Raw genomic sequence first — 14504 nt, 5'->3', positions numbered from 1 at the left:
TTCTCTCGTTTTTTGCTGAGTTCCTCAGTTTTTCGATGTTGTGTTGCCACTGGATACGTGGCATTTGTGAGATTAAAACTATTATGGTCATGAATATCCTAACCAAAATTTTTGGTAGCCGTAACGATCGTACGCTGCGTCGTATGCGTAAAAATGTTGATGTCATCAGTCGTTTAGAGCCAGAAATGGAAAAACTTTCAGATGAGGAACTGCAAGCGAAAACGCTGGAGTTCCGTGTTCGTCTGGAAAAAGGCGCGACGCTGGAGAGCCTGCTGCCAGAAGCCTTCGCCGTGGTGCGTGAATCCAGTAAGCGTGTCTTTGGTATGCGCCACTTCGACGTGCAGCTTCTCGGCGGTATGGTACTGAACGAACGCTGCATCGCGGAGATGCGTACCGGTGAAGGTAAAACGCTGACGGCAACGTTGCCTGCGTACCTGAATGCGCTGACGGGTCGTGGCGTACACGTGGTTACTGTGAACGATTATCTGGCACAGCGTGATGCCGAAAATAACCGTCCGTTGTTTGAGTTCCTTGGCCTGAGCGTCGGTATCAACCTGCCGGGAATGCCTGCTCCGGCGAAGCGTGAAGCGTATGCTGCAGACATTACCTACGGTACCAATAACGAATACGGTTTTGACTACCTGCGCGACAACATGGCGTTCAGCCCAGAAGAACGTGTACAGCGTAAATTGTACTACGCGCTGGTGGATGAGGTTGACTCCATCCTGATCGATGAAGCACGTACGCCGCTGATCATTTCTGGCCCGGCTGAAGACAGCTCTGAGCTTTATATCAGCGTCAATAAAATCATCCCTCACCTGATCCGTCAGGAGAAAGAAGATTCGGATACCTTCCACGGTGAAGGTCACTTCTCTGTTGATGAAAAAGCGCGTCAGGTTAACCTCACCGAGCGTGGTCTGGTTCTGGTCGAAGAACTGCTGGTGAAAGAAGGCATTATGGAAGAGGGAGAATCACTGTACTCCCCGACCAACATTATGCTGATGCACCATGTGACCGCCGCGCTGCGTGCGCACGTGTTGTTTACTCGCGATGTCGATTACATTGTGAAAGACGGTGAAGTGATCATCGTTGACGAACACACGGGCCGTACCATGCAGGGTCGTCGCTGGTCCGACGGCCTGCATCAGGCGGTGGAAGCAAAAGAGAAGGTAACGATTCAGAATGAAAACCAGACGCTGGCTTCCATTACCTTCCAGAACTACTTCCGCCTGTATGAAAAACTGGCGGGTATGACCGGTACGGCAGATACCGAAGCGTTCGAGTTCAGCTCTATTTACAAGCTGGATACGATTGTGGTGCCGACCAACCGTCCGATGATTCGTAAAGACTTGCCTGATCTGGTCTACATGACCGAGCAGGAAAAAATCGATGCCATCATTGAAGATATCAAAGAGCGTTCAGCAAAAGGTCAGCCGATTCTGGTCGGTACGATCTCCATCGAAAAATCAGAAGTGGTTTCTCATGCGCTGGAGAAAGCGGGCATCAAACATAATGTGTTGAATGCGAAATTCCACGCTATGGAAGCTGATATTGTTGCTCAGGCGGGTCAGGCTGGCGCGGTGACCATCGCGACCAACATGGCCGGTCGTGGTACGGATATCGTCTTGGGGGGAAGCTGGCAGTCGGAAGTGGCACTTCTGGAGAACCCGAGTGACGAGCAAGTTGCAGAAATCAAAGCGGCCTGGAAAATACGTCACGATGCTGTATTAGCTGCGGGTGGTTTGCACATCATCGGTACGGAGCGCCATGAGTCTCGTCGTATCGATAACCAGCTGCGTGGTCGTTCCGGTCGTCAGGGGGATGCGGGTTCATCACGTTTCTATCTGTCGATGGAAGATGCGCTGATGCGTATTTTTGCCTCCGATCGTGTTTCCAACATGATGCGTAAGCTGGGCATGAAGCCAGGTGAAGCCATTGAGCACCCGTGGGTCACGAAGGCGATTGCTAACGCCCAGCGTAAAGTGGAAAGCCGTAACTTTGATATTCGTAAGCAACTGCTGGAATACGATGATGTGGCGAACGACCAGCGTCGTGCGATCTATACGCAGCGTAACGAGCTGCTGGACGTGTCTGATATCAGCGAAACCATCACTAGCATTCGTGAAGATGTTTTCAAAGCGACGATCGACAGCTACATTCCGCCACAGTCTCTGGAAGAAATGTGGGATGTGGAAGGCCTGGAACAGCGCTTGAAGAACGATTTCGATCTGGATATGCCAGTCAAAGCGTGGCTGGATAAAGAACCAGAGCTGCATGAAGAAACGCTGCGTGAACGTATTTTCCAGCAGGCGCTTGAGGTTTATCATCGCAAAGAAGACGTGGTCGGCAGCGAAGTCATGCGTAACTTTGAAAAAGGCGTGATGTTGCAGACGTTGGATTCGCTGTGGAAAGAGCACCTGGCAGCAATGGACTACCTGCGTCAGGGCATCCATCTGCGTGGCTATGCACAGAAAGATCCGAAACAAGAATATAAGCGTGAGTCGTTCTCTATGTTTGCCGCGATGCTGGAATCACTGAAATATGAAGTGATCAGCACGCTGAGCAAAGTTCAGGTGAGAATGCCGGAAGAGATCGAAGCGCTGGAGCAGCAGCGCCGTGAAGAAGCCGAACGTTTGGCACGGCAGCAGCAACTGAGCCATCAGGAAGAAGACAGCCTGAACACGGGTTCACCAGCGCAGGCGGATCGTAAAATCGGACGTAACGATCCTTGCCCATGTGGTTCAGGCAAGAAATATAAGCAGTGCCACGGCCGCTTACAGAAATAATCGACCGCTGAAATCAGCGAATACAATGTGATAAGTGCAAAGGAAAGGCGGTCATTGACCGCCTTTTACTTGATAAGAACCTGATAGGAAGTGTCATGACGCAAAAACAGTTATCCGTCGCGGTGGGCATCATCCGTAATGCGGAACAGCAATATTTCATTGCTCGTCGCCCAGATGGCGTTCACATGGCAGGTATGTGGGAGTTTCCCGGCGGTAAAATTGAAGAAGGGGAAACGCCAGAGCAGGCGCTGATTCGTGAGCTGCGCGAAGAGACGGGCATCGACGCTACCACACCGCAGCCGCTAAACGACAAAACGTTTTCTACGCCGGAAAGAATCATTACGCTTCATTTCTTTCTGGTTGAAACGTGGCAGGGGGAACCCTATGGTCGGGAAGGGCAGGAGTCTCGCTGGGTGAGCGTAGAAGAATTACGTGAGGAAGAATTTCCGCCAGCGAATGCGGAGATGATCCGCTGGCTGAAATCGCTTTAATCCAGCCTTGCTTTTGCCTGTCTGAAAAACTTTGCCTGAAAACTATAGTGGCGAAACGCGGTCGTTACCGCGTTTCGCTCCAGTCTTCACTATCAGAAACCATATCATCACTGGGTATGCGCTTTTCTTCATCAGCCCATTCACCTAAATCGATGAGCTGACAACGCTTGCTGCAAAATGGGCGATAGAGGCTGGTTTCATCCCAGATGACCGTCTGCTTGCAGGTTGGGCACTTCACCGTCGTAATTTCTGTTGTCATAAGGTTCTTTTCACTCTATTTGATACGTAATCCATACCTGATACTTAACACATTTTGTCTGTCGGTGACGCTGGGGTTAGCAGCAGGCCAGCTCAAAGGTTAAACGAGGAGGAATGTGGCCGTTTTCGCTATCTAATGGTAGGAAACGGATGGCATAGCGTGTTTTATGGCCAGATATCTGTGGGTAGAGCTGGTGTGCCTGTTCAAGACGCAAGCGCAGCAGATCGGCATCGGAAGCATTGTCTTGAAAGAAACCATTCAGGCTGATCTGCGGGCGAAACGTACCGGAATGGCGGATCAGTTCCAGGATCATATCCAACGCGTGTTTAAGCGGAGATAGCGAACCAAGCCAGCCAGAAACCAGCTTCTCACGGAGTTCCTGAGGTTGATGCAGCCAGCTATGCAGCGTCGGTAAGTCAAAACTGCAACACCCACCGGGAATTCCGAGCCGCTGGCGTACCATGCCAATCAGACGATCTTCTCGTAAGAACTGCCCCATCCGTGGTGCCGCCATCAGCGTGCTGGCCAAATCTTTCAACTGACGTCTCAACGTATGGATGCGTTCCATGTCTACGCCCGGCACATCGCTCCACTGCAGCAGTTTTTGCTGTTGTCGCTCCAGTTCTTTCAGCAGTTCGGTACGCACATCTCCACGTTCCAGCACATCAAGCAACTCGGCGATAGCGCGAAAAAATGTCAGCGCGCTTCCCATATCGGTCAGGGAGTGGTTTTGATGCAGCTGCTGCAATAATGATTCGATACGCAACCAGGTACGCGTTTTTTCATTCAGCGGGTATTCGAATAAAATGGTTGAGGAGGCGTCACTCATTCTTAGTCATCCTGTCGGCTACGGAGGCGGCTAGCTCAAGGTAATGACGGTGTAATCCCGCAACCTGTGACGCCAGCTCGCTTGGGCATCGACTGTTATCAATAATATCATCGGCATAAGCCAGGCGCTGTTCTCGGGTAGCCTGTGCTGCCAGTATGTTTTCTGCTTGCTGCCGACTGATGCCATCGCGGGCCAGCGTGCGTTCAAGCTGTGTGTCTCTGTCTACATCAACGACCAGAATACGCTGTGCTCGCTGTTGTAAACCGTTCTCCACCAGTAGGGGGACGACCCAGAGAATATACGGTGCGGATGCCGCCTGAAACTGGGCCTGTGTTTCCTGATGGATCAACGGATGGAGTAAATTATTCAGCCACTGTTTCTCCTCTGGCGAGGAAAAAATCCGTTGGCGTAGTGCGGTGCGGTTCAATGAACCATCGATATTGAGTATAGCGTCGCCAAACCGGAGCCTGATGGCATCCAGCGCGGGTTTCCCAGGCTCGACTACCTGACGCGCGATGATATCCGCGTCAACGATAGTGGCCCCTAATTTGGCAAATTCATCGGCTACGGTACTTTTACCGCTGCCGATACCGCCCGTTAAGGCTACGATGTATGTCATTGCACTCGTGTTGAAAAGTTAACATTGCTACTATTTTCAAGGGGAGAGGAATATTTTCCTGTGCCCCTGACGTCAATCAGGCATAAACCGCAGTGTGCTTCACGCTATCACGTTGCTCGGTGATAGGTAAATTTCTCTGATTTTATCCCAAATAAAGTGAAAATCGCAGTCTTGCCGCAGGATTATTCCTGCGTATGATAACGTCACTGGTAAAGGGCATTATTTTTTCACTCAGCAGCAATACTGAGTATTCCGCCGTCACTCACCAGGAACTCGAACCTCATGCGTATTGAAGAAGATTTAAAGTTAGGCTTTAAAGACGTTCTCATCCGGCCAAAGCGTTCGACGCTGAAAAGCCGCTCCGACGTTGAACTGGAACGTCAATTCACCTTCCTTCATGCCGGAGGCAACTGGTCCGGTGTACCGATTATCGCAGCCAATATGGACACTGTGGGTACGTTTAGCATGGCGGAAGCACTGGCCTCTTTTGATGTTCTGACCGCCGTCCATAAACACTATTCTGTCGAGCAATGGTCCCAGTTCGTGCAACGCGTACCGGCATCGGTACTGCGCCATGTCATGGTCTCGACTGGGACGTCAGACGCCGACTTCATTAAGTTAAAGCAGATTCTTGCGCTGTCATCCGAGTTGAAATTTATTTGTATCGATGTGGCAAATGGCTACTCTGAACACTTTGTGACCTTCCTGCAAAAAGCGCGTGAGGCTTGCCCGGACAAGGTTATCTGTGCAGGAAACGTCGTGACCGGCGAAATGGTGGAAGAACTGATCCTCTCCGGTGCGGATATCGTGAAAGTTGGCATTGGCCCCGGTTCTGTCTGCACGACGCGCGTTAAAACGGGCGTTGGCTACCCTCAGCTTTCCGCAGTGATTGAATGCGCCGATGCGGCACATGGTCTTGGTGGACAAATCGTGAGCGACGGCGGCTGCGCCATGCCGGGTGATGTAGCGAAAGCATTTGGTGGCGGAGCCGATTTCGTCATGTTGGGCGGGATGCTGGCAGGGCATGATGAATGTGAAGGCACCATCGTCGAAGAAAACGGCGAGAAAATGATGTTGTTCTACGGCATGAGCTCCGCGTCCGCGATGGAGCGCCATGTTGGCGGTGTGGCGGAGTACCGGGCTGCGGAAGGAAAAACCGTAAAATTGCCTCTGCGCGGTCCGGTAGACAATACCGTGCGCGATATTCTTGGCGGCCTGCGTTCTGCCTGTACCTATGTTGGTGCATCCCGTTTGAAAGAGCTGACGAAGCGTACAACGTTTATCCGCGTGGCCGAGCAGGAAAACCGTATTTTCAACGGGTAGCTGCTGCTGTTTCGCGCCGTCTTTCTGCCGCTAACGGTGGTGGGGACTGTGTAGCTTGTCGCTTTTTGGTGCTGTATTGGTCGGCTCAGGCTCCGGCCAATACATTCCCCAGTTGGAAGATAGGCAAATACATGCCAACCACCAGCGCCCCAACCATTCCTCCAACAACCATCATCAGCAGCGGTTCCAGCGTTTGGGTCAGCATGTCGGCCTGCTGTTGTACCCGTCTTTCATGCCATTCTGCCAGCTGTGTAAAGATCGCATCCAGCGATCCGGTTTCTTCCCCAACCCGAATTAGCTGCGGACAGGGCGCAGGGAACAGCGTGGCGTGATGCTGTGTGGCATGGTATAGCGACGTGCCCTGATGCAGCTGTGCTTGCATCTGTTGAATCGCATCCTGATAAAGCGGATGACGGATTGTCGCGGCGGCATCCAGCCCTTCTGGCAACGTCAAACCGGCTTGTTGCGTCATGGACAGAATATTGAATATCTGGTTCAGCGACTTACCGCGTAACAGGCTGGATACGATGGGAAGCTTCAGCAGCCATTCTTGCTCTCTGGTTTTCCATAAGGGCCTTTTCTGCCTTAAACGGACATATCCCGCGATCAGGCCGCTAAGAGATAGCAATCCAATCAATCCGTAGTCTGTGATGACCTCTGCCAGAGAAAGCAACTGCCGAGTAAACCACGGTAACGGTGTATCAAATGAGGAGTAGAGCGTCGCAAATTCGGGTAGAACCAGCGTCAACATCATCATGCTGACCAGCACAGCGATTGCCAAAACAAAGCAGGGGTAGCGTAGCGCTTTGATGACTTTCTGTTGCAGTCGGGACTGCTTTTCTTGCTGTTGTGCCAACTGTAGACAGCACGCGTCTAACTTCCCGGTCAACTCGCCGACGGCAATGAGGGAACGATACAGAACGGGGAAGATATGCGGGTATTCCTGTAACGCCTCAGAGAACGCATTTCCCTGAGCAACACGGGTTCGGACATCCCGTAATACGCAGCGCCAGCCGGGGCGCTCATGTTGTTCTGATACCAGTTTTAATGCTTCCAGCAACGGCAATCCAGCTTGTAGCAGAGCAGCAAGCTGTTTGATTAATTCGCCTAGCTGTTCGCGTTTCCAATAGCGGAGCGACAGATAATGGCCAGCCTTTACGATGAGCGGCTGGTAGCCCTGAGCAATCAGGCTGGCGTAGGCGTGCTGGCGTTGTGTGCTAATGAGTTCTCCATCGATAAACTCGCCCTCTGACGTAATCGCCTGCCAGTGATATAAACGCGCTAGCCTCATTGCGTCTCCTGATTTATTACGTGCTCATCGCCCACCACACGGTAGACTTCAGCAAGTGAGGTCAGACCGTCGTTGACCAGCTCAAGCCCTGCGGCCAGCAACGTTGGGAAACCTGAATGGCGAGACAGCGCAGATAATTCCCCTGCGCTGGCGTTGCCCGCTAGCGCTGCCTGAAAATCTGGCGTGATGGGCAGTAATTCATAGAGCGCGACGCGGCCATAGTAGCCAGAGAAACAGTGGCTACAGCCGCGGGCTTGCCAATGGTGTAGTGGCCCTTGCCATACGTCGTTTGGCAGCGAAAGTAGTGGTTCTCCAGGCGTCTTACAGTGTGGGCATAACCGACGCACAAGGCGTTGTGCGATGATGAGTTTTAGTGCTGCGGCTAACAGATAATCGGGGATACCCAGATGGTTGAGGCGAGTCAGCGTTTCTACGGCAGAGTTGGTGTGCAATGTGGACATGACCAGATGGCCGGTTTGTGCGGCTTTGACCGCAATTTCTGCGGTTTCGGCATCGCGTATTTCGCCGATCATAATGACGTCTGGATCCTGTCGCAGCAGCGCACGTAAGACTCGGCCAAATCCCAGTTCAGCTTTGGGATTGATTGCCGTTTGGTTGATGCCCGGCAGGGGGATCTCAACGGGATCTTCTACGCTACAGATATTTCGGCTGCACTCGTTCAGCCAGCGTATCGCGCTGTAAAGCGTGACGGTTTTTCCACTGCCTGTCGGGCCAGTGACTAACAGCATTCCCTGTGAGGCGCTCAGCACGTTAATCACCTGCTGTAATGCTTTTGCGGTAAGCCCGAGTTTATCTAGCACCAGCTCCTGCTGGTGCGTTTGCAAAATACGCAACACGACTTTTTCGCCTTGTTGTACGGGCAGCGTAGCGATGCGCAACGAGTAGGCTTGCTGATCCAGCATCAGACTGAACTGGCCGTCTTGCGGCAATCGTCGTTCGGCGATGTTCAACTTGCCCATGATTTTCAGCCGCGCGGTAATACGGTTTGTCAGCTCGGAAGGTGGGGAGGATATGGCCTGTAGCACGCCATCAATGCGCAGCCGCACGCGATAGCTGTCCAGTAACGGCTCAAAGTGGATATCAGAGGCACGACGCTGCACGGCGAGACGCAGCGTTTGATGGATAAATTGTGCAACAGGGGAGTCGTCGTCATGATCCTGTTGCCCGGTGCTGTTGTGATAAGTGCTGTTATAAGTGCCGGCATGGTAGGTTTCTGCGGGTTCGGCAACGGCGTTCACGGGGTTAAGCTGCTGTTCCATTCTGGCCTGTGGCCATTGCTCCACCATAATGCGGCGATTGCTGGCGAAACGCAGCGCGGCAATCATCTCCTCAGAAGGAGACGTTGTGACGGCGACCGACAGCGTTTGATCATCAAGACTAAGTAATAATGCCTGATAACGTCGGCACAGCGCCTGTAGTTCGCTGAGCGTATGCTCGGAGGAGAAGGATGAGTCTGTCATGCTTAACCCGCCGTGTTATCGAAACGGAAAACGTCCTGACAGGCGGATTGCAGGCTCTCTTCGCCGCCATCTGTGGCGCAGTTTTTCGTCCAGCGTGAAGCGCCAGTTTCGGTATCCCACGTTGGCGTCAGAATAACGCGCAGCCCTTGCAGAGTGGATTGTCCGGTGAGCGTAATCACCCCTTGGGCGACGCTAACGGCGCTGACATAGCGTGAGGATTTGCTCCCCGGAATGCCCTGATTGCCTGCGTTGCAGGCCGTAAAGCTGGCATTTTCCAGACCACAGAGATCGACTGGCGTTTTATAAGACACCATGGTTTGTAGCATGTCCGTCAGCGCCGCTTTTTGCAGATAGCCTTGATAGGCGGGGACGCCAATGGCGCTGAGGATGGCGATGATCGCAATGACGATCATCAGCTCAATCAGTGTGAATCCTTGTTGTGTTGTCATGTTGATTTCCCTGTTGTTGCATATAAATTTTTTGGCAAACAAATCCATACGGATAGCCGGCAGCATAGAAAAGCGCGTGAAGGTTGACGAGCAGGGAAACGTGAAACAGGAAAGCGCCACGAGATGTTTTTAGCGATTTGCAGAACGTTGAAAAATTTTTGCGGGCAGATACGCAATTTTTGTTTTATCAGGACAGAACATTTGCGCAGGGCAGGAAGGTTGGATCGTGACGGTGTTATGGGGAAAGATGAGATGAAGAAGGGCGACGAGGTGCGAGAGGGCACCTCGTCGGAAGAAATAGAAGAACGATTAGATAAAGCGCATGGATAAATCGAGTGCCTGTACGTGCTTGGTCAATGCTCCCACCGAGATATAGTCCACGCCGGTTTCCGCATAGCCACGCAGCGTGTCGAGGGTGACATTACCGGATATCTCCAGCAGTGCGCGGCTTTGTGTGATGTTAACGGCTTCCCGGATGTTATCCAGACTGAAATTATCCAGCATGATGATATCAGTACCCGCTTCCAGCGCCTGCTGTAACTCATTCAGCGATTCGACCTCAACCTCTACCGGAACATCACCGCGCAGAGACTGTGCTTTTTCTACTGCATTTTTGATGGAGCCAGCGGCGATGATGTGGTTTTCCTTGATCAGGAACGCATCGGATAAGCCGAGCCGATGGTTGTCGCCGCCGCCGCATGATACGGCGTATTTCAGTGCGGTGCGCAGTCCCGGCAGCGTCTTACGTGTATCCAGCAGCCGAGTGCGCGTTCCCTGCAATACCGCAACATAGCGGCTGACTTCCGTTGCGACGCCAGACAGCGTTTGCAGGAAATTCAGCGCCGTGCGTTCGCCTGTCAGAAGCTGTTTGGCTGGCCCCGTAATGTCACACAGCGTTTGGTTGGGGGTGATGGCATCGCCATCGGCGACGTGCCAGACGATCGTTGTCGTGTTGCCCAATTGAGAAAAGACTTCTTCAAGCCAACGCGCACCGCAGAATATACCCGCTTCACGCGTGATAATACGTGCGCTGACGATCTCGTTGTCAGGTAACAAAAGCGCGGTAATGTCTTGATTAGCATCGACGATGCCACCTAAATCTTCACGCAATGCCAGTTGCACGCTGGCGGGGATATCTTGTGCAATACGAGCAAGCAAGGCTTGTTGGCGTTGTTCCTGACTGTAGCGACGCGTTGACATGACAAAACTCCGAAGGGGGATTCGGAGGTCTATGCTACCTTGTTTATATCAGGACATCCAGAATGAATAGTTGTTAACATTCAATGTGTTAATGTTATTCGTCTTCCGGCGAATATTGCTGCTCGCCGGAAAGGGGCATGCGGTTTTAGACGTTGTAACCGACGACAAGATAGTAACCCCTGTCGGTAGATTTCACTTTAAACGGACCTTTGACGTCCTGCGTAAGATTGTGGAATAAGTTTTGGCTATATCTAAAAAAATTAGAATATAATTTTTTCATGCCTCTTAATTAAGTAAATGTAGATACGATTCACAAAAGCCATTGCTTTTTATTACACCATTATATTTGTAATGTGATTTTAATCATCTGGTGGTGTTAAGGATTTCACCTGGCTAAAAAAGATGTTGAGAGTGGGGGCGGACAGTAAAGTGGTGGGAACATCACAAAACGAGCGGTAGAACCTATTGCTATCCGGTTGAATCGATAGGATGGTGTGAAACATGGTATCTTGGATATAAGGATCTTTTGGTTACTATGGTTTTTACGCCAGAAATGAGTTTTTACGCCTTATTCAGCCGGCAAACGATATGATGCGAGGTTATCGCCGATGCTTTTGGAAAATGGCTGGTTATCTGATATTACACACATGTTTTCACCGCATTATGATGGCCGCCCGAATAATGAGGTGCCTTCCTTACTGGTTATCCACAATATCAGTTTGCCGCCCGGTGAGTTTGGCGGCCCCTATATTGATCAACTGTTTACGGCGACGTTGGATCCCTCCGCGCATCCCTATTTCGCCGGTATTTCCCATTTACGTGTCGCGGCGCACTGCCTGATTCGCCGTGACGGACAAATTACACAGTATGTGTCGTTCGATCAGCGCGCCTGGCACGCCGGTGTTTCGGTGTTTGAAGGTCGTGAACGCTGTAATGATTTCTCTATCGGCATTGAGTTGGAAGGGACGGATACGCTGCCTTTTACCATGGAGCAATATCACTCGCTGGCTGCGATTACACGCCTATTAATGCAGGTCTATCCCATCACCTTATCGCGAATTACCGGGCACAGCGACATCGCTCCGGGCCGGAAAACCGATCCTGGCCCGGCATTTGACTGGGACGGCTATCATCTTCAGCTACAAGAAAACTGGACAAAGAACAAAGGGAGCCTGGATTAATGACGCTGTTTACACTGTTGCTTACGCTGGCCTGGGAGCGCTTGTTAAAACAAGGGGAGCACTGGCAGATCGATCATCGGCTTGAGGTTGTGTTCCGGCACGTTCCATCCTTGTCTTTATTTCAAACACTGTTCCTGATGTTGTGCAGCATGGGCATCGTGGCAGGGCTGCTATGGCTCACCAGCGGTATTCTATTCGGTCTGGTTTCTCTTCTGCTGTGGATCGTTATCAGCCTGATGTGCATTGGCGCGGGTGAAATTCGTCAGCACTATCGGCGCTATTTGCAGGCCGCGCAGCGCGGTGAGACGGATGCCAGTCGGGAAATGGCGGCAGAATTGGCGTTGATTCACGGTCTGCCCGTTGGTACTGGTGAAAGCGAGCAGTTGAAAGCGTTGCAAAACGCGCTGCTGTGGATAAATTTCCGCTTTTATTTGGCCCCACTGTTCTGGTTCATCGCGGCCGGGCCATACGGACCGATTGCGTTGGTGGGATATGCGTTTTTACGCGGCAGACAGACTTGGCTTGCTCGCCATCACACCCCTCTGGAACGCGCGCAGTCTGGTGTGGATAGCTTGCTGCATTGGCTTGACTGGATTCCTGCTCGTTTGGCTGGTGCTGCTTACGCATTGCTGGGACACGGCGAAAAAGCGTTGCCTGCCTGGTTCGCCTCGCTGGGGGATTTTCGTAGTTCGCAATATTGGGTGTTAACACAGTTGGCGCAGTTTGCTTTGGCGCGTGAACCTCATATTGAGCCTGTTGAAACGCCGAAAGCCGCCGTGACGCTGGCTAAAAAGGTGACGTCGGTGCTGGTGGTTGTCGTCGCACTCCTGACGATATACGGTGCGCTGGTTTGATTTCCCACTGTTAGCCCGATGTAAAAATGGCCGACAAGTGTCGGCCATGAGAACGGAGTCGGTGAAGTGGAAGCGCGTTACTGCGCCTGATTTTTCTTTTTGATAAAGTAGCCCACCGCCAGAATAACCAGCCAGACTGGAATCAGCAGAACAGAAATCTGAATGCCCGGCGTCAGGAACATGATGACCAATATGCCGGCCAGGAACAGCAGGCAGAGATAGTTACCCAGCGGATAAAGCAGCGCTTTAAATTTGGTCACCGTACCTTCTTTGTCCTTTTGCGCTCGGAACTTCAGGTGCGCCAGACTGATCATCGCCCAGTTAATTACAAGCGCGGACACGACCAGCGCCATCAGCAGCTCGAACGCTTTACCTGGAATGAGGTAGTTGATTAGCACGCACAGCGCAGTCGCCAGCGCGGAGAGACCGATAGCGACAACTGGCACACCACGGCGATCGACGGTTTCTAGTATTTTCGGTCCATTCCCCTGTTTTGCCAGACCGAACAGCATGCGGCTGTTGCAATACACACAGCTGTTGTAAACGGATAGCGCGGCGGTCAGTACCACGATATTCAGCACCGTCGCCACGACGTTGCTGTTCAGTTCATGGAAGATCATGACGAACGGGCTACCGCCTTCTACAACCTTGCCCCACGGGTAAAGTGACAGCAGGATAGCGAGCGAGCCGATGTAGAAAATCAGGATGCGGTAGATAACCTGATTGGTGGCGCGTGGAATGCTTTTCTCTGGGTCATCCGCTTCTGCGGCGGTAATCCCTACCAGTTCCAGCCCGCCAAATGAGAACATGATAACGGCCATCGCCATTACCAGACCAAGCACGCCGTTCGGGAAGAACCCGCCCTGCGCCCACAGGTTGGTCACGGTGGCTTCCGGCCCGCCTGTACCGCTGAGCAGCAGCCAGCCGCCAAAGGCTATCATGCCAATGATTGCGGCGACTTTTATGATAGCAAACCAGAACTCCATCTCACCGTAGACTTTGACGTTTGCCAAATTGATGGCGTTAATCAGCAGGAAGAACACGGCGGCAGATACCCAGGTCGGAATGTCTGGCCACCAGTACTGGACGTAAATGCCTACAGCGCTGAGTTCGGCCATGGCGACCAGAACATATAGCACCCAGTAGTTCCATCCCGATGCAAACCCCGCGAAATCGCCCCAGTATTTATAAGCGAAATGGCTGAACGATCCGGCCACCGGCTCTTCGACCACCATCTCGCCCAACTGGCGCATAATGAGAAACGCGATCAACCCGCCAATCGCATAGCCTAGCAGGACCGACGGCCCGGCCATTTTGATTGTTTGAGCAATACCAAGAAAGAGGCCAGTACCTACCGCGCCACCCAAGGCAATCAACTGAATATGACGATTTTTCAAGCCACGCTTTAGCGTGCCGTCTGTTTGTTGATCATCCATCAAATTTAACCCTCTGCCAGTGCAGTAAAAAACACGGTGTGAACGAGCACACGTATTAGTGACTGTACGTTTATGTAATTTTATTTTTACGGAGTGGTATTTCTTAAAATAAGAAAAAACCTACCGTTTGCCAGAGAATAGTGGTAAGTGCGCAAGATTGCACTGATTTCTTGTAGCCTGATAATTAAAAACTATCGCGACATCAAAATTTTTACCTTTCCTTAATTAAGTCCCTGAGAAGAAGAAAACCGGAAGAGATGTGTGAGGGGAGTACCTCTTTAGGTTTACTCCTTTTTATTATCTCT

General features: G+C 51.8%; 14 protein-coding genes. 6 read left to right on the top strand and 8 right to left on the bottom strand.

Features of this window, described 5'->3' with window-relative positions:
- Positions 1–83: 83 nt before the first annotated feature.
- Together secA and mutT are read left to right on the top strand one after the other, a co-directional pair.
- Positions 84–2786, top strand: a complete 2703-nt coding sequence (gene secA, locus O1Q74_RS16710) for a preprotein translocase subunit SecA (RefSeq protein ID WP_271874721.1) — start codon at positions 84–86, stop codon at positions 2784–2786.
- A gap of 95 nt (positions 2787–2881) precedes the next feature.
- On the top strand, positions 2882–3277 hold the full coding sequence (gene mutT / locus O1Q74_RS16705) for an 8-oxo-dGTP diphosphatase MutT (RefSeq protein ID WP_271874720.1): 396 nt from the start codon (positions 2882–2884) through the stop codon (positions 3275–3277).
- Positions 3278–3341: 64 nt separating this feature from the next.
- On the opposite strand, the gene yacG is transcribed toward mutT, so the two are convergent.
- The 3 genes from yacG to coaE form a co-directional block, all read right to left on the bottom strand.
- On the bottom strand, positions 3342–3536 hold the full coding sequence (gene yacG / locus O1Q74_RS16700; protein ID WP_271874719.1) for a DNA gyrase inhibitor YacG: 195 nt from the start codon (positions 3534–3536) through the stop codon (positions 3342–3344).
- A 76-nt stretch (positions 3537–3612) separates the two neighbouring features.
- Positions 3613–4365 carry a cell division protein ZapD gene (gene zapD / locus O1Q74_RS16695; RefSeq protein ID WP_263058054.1) on the bottom strand — a complete coding sequence of 251 codons (753 nt, stop codon included), beginning with the start codon at positions 4363–4365 and terminating at the stop codon, positions 3613–3615.
- Positions 4358–4984 carry a dephospho-CoA kinase gene (gene coaE / locus O1Q74_RS16690; protein WP_271874718.1) on the bottom strand — a complete coding sequence of 209 codons (627 nt, stop codon included), beginning with the start codon at positions 4982–4984 and terminating at the stop codon, positions 4358–4360. The genes zapD and coaE overlap by 8 nt, the downstream gene beginning before the upstream one ends.
- Positions 4985–5266: 282 nt before the next feature.
- Between coaE and O1Q74_RS16685 the strand changes: the two genes are divergently transcribed.
- Entirely contained in the window at positions 5267–6307 is a 1041-nt protein-coding gene (locus tag O1Q74_RS16685) for a GMP reductase (RefSeq protein WP_225085773.1), read from the top strand.
- Positions 6308–6392: 85 nt separating this feature from the next.
- Here O1Q74_RS16685 and hofC read toward each other — a convergent pair whose 3' ends face one another.
- The 3 genes from hofC to ppdD are packed head-to-tail and all read right to left on the bottom strand — an operon-like array spanning position 6393 to position 9528.
- Positions 6393–7598, bottom strand: a complete 1206-nt coding sequence (gene hofC, locus O1Q74_RS16680) for a protein transport protein HofC (protein ID WP_271874717.1) — start codon at positions 7596–7598, stop codon at positions 6393–6395.
- On the bottom strand, positions 7595–9079 hold the full coding sequence (gene gspE / locus O1Q74_RS16675; protein WP_271874716.1) for a type II secretion system protein GspE: 1485 nt from the start codon (positions 9077–9079) through the stop codon (positions 7595–7597). The genes hofC and gspE overlap by 4 nt, the downstream gene beginning before the upstream one ends.
- A 2-nt stretch (positions 9080–9081) precedes the next feature.
- A complete protein-coding gene (gene ppdD / locus O1Q74_RS16670; protein ID WP_271874715.1) occupies positions 9082–9528 on the bottom strand; it encodes a prepilin peptidase-dependent pilin in 447 nt (148 codons plus the stop codon).
- Positions 9529–9651: 123 nt separating this feature from the next.
- Here ppdD and O1Q74_RS16665 point away from each other — a divergent pair, with 123 nt between their 5' ends.
- Positions 9652–9858: a hypothetical protein gene (locus O1Q74_RS16665; RefSeq protein ID WP_271874714.1), complete on the top strand. Its 207-nt coding sequence runs from the start codon at positions 9652–9654 to the stop codon at positions 9856–9858.
- On the opposite strand, the gene nadC is transcribed toward O1Q74_RS16665, so the two are convergent.
- On the bottom strand, positions 9838–10728 hold the full coding sequence (gene nadC, locus O1Q74_RS16660; protein WP_271874713.1) for a carboxylating nicotinate-nucleotide diphosphorylase: 891 nt from the start codon (positions 10726–10728) through the stop codon (positions 9838–9840). The genes O1Q74_RS16665 and nadC overlap by 21 nt on opposite strands.
- A gap of 608 nt (positions 10729–11336) precedes the next feature.
- Here nadC and ampD point away from each other — a divergent pair.
- Both ampD and ampE read left to right on the top strand, forming a co-directional pair.
- Entirely contained in the window at positions 11337–11909 is a 573-nt protein-coding gene (ampD, locus tag O1Q74_RS16655; RefSeq protein ID WP_271874712.1) for a 1,6-anhydro-N-acetylmuramyl-L-alanine amidase AmpD, read from the top strand.
- Positions 11909–12763, top strand: coding sequence for a beta-lactamase regulator AmpE (gene ampE / locus O1Q74_RS16650; protein ID WP_271874711.1), 855 nt, complete (start codon positions 11909–11911; stop codon positions 12761–12763). The genes ampD and ampE overlap by 1 nt, the downstream gene beginning before the upstream one ends.
- 77 nt (positions 12764–12840) lie before the next feature.
- On the opposite strand, the gene O1Q74_RS16645 is transcribed toward ampE, so the two are convergent.
- Complete coding sequence (locus O1Q74_RS16645; protein ID WP_271874710.1) at positions 12841–14199, bottom strand: amino acid permease; 1359 nt, start codon at positions 14197–14199, stop codon at positions 12841–12843.
- Positions 14200–14504: the final 305 nt, after the last annotated feature.

The sequence above is a fragment of the Pectobacterium sp. A5351 genome, from assembly GCF_028335745.1.
Taxonomy (GTDB): domain Bacteria; phylum Pseudomonadota; class Gammaproteobacteria; order Enterobacterales; family Enterobacteriaceae; genus Pectobacterium.
Note: the sequence above shows the minus strand (reverse complement) of the source record. Positions and strands in the feature narration are given on the sequence as shown.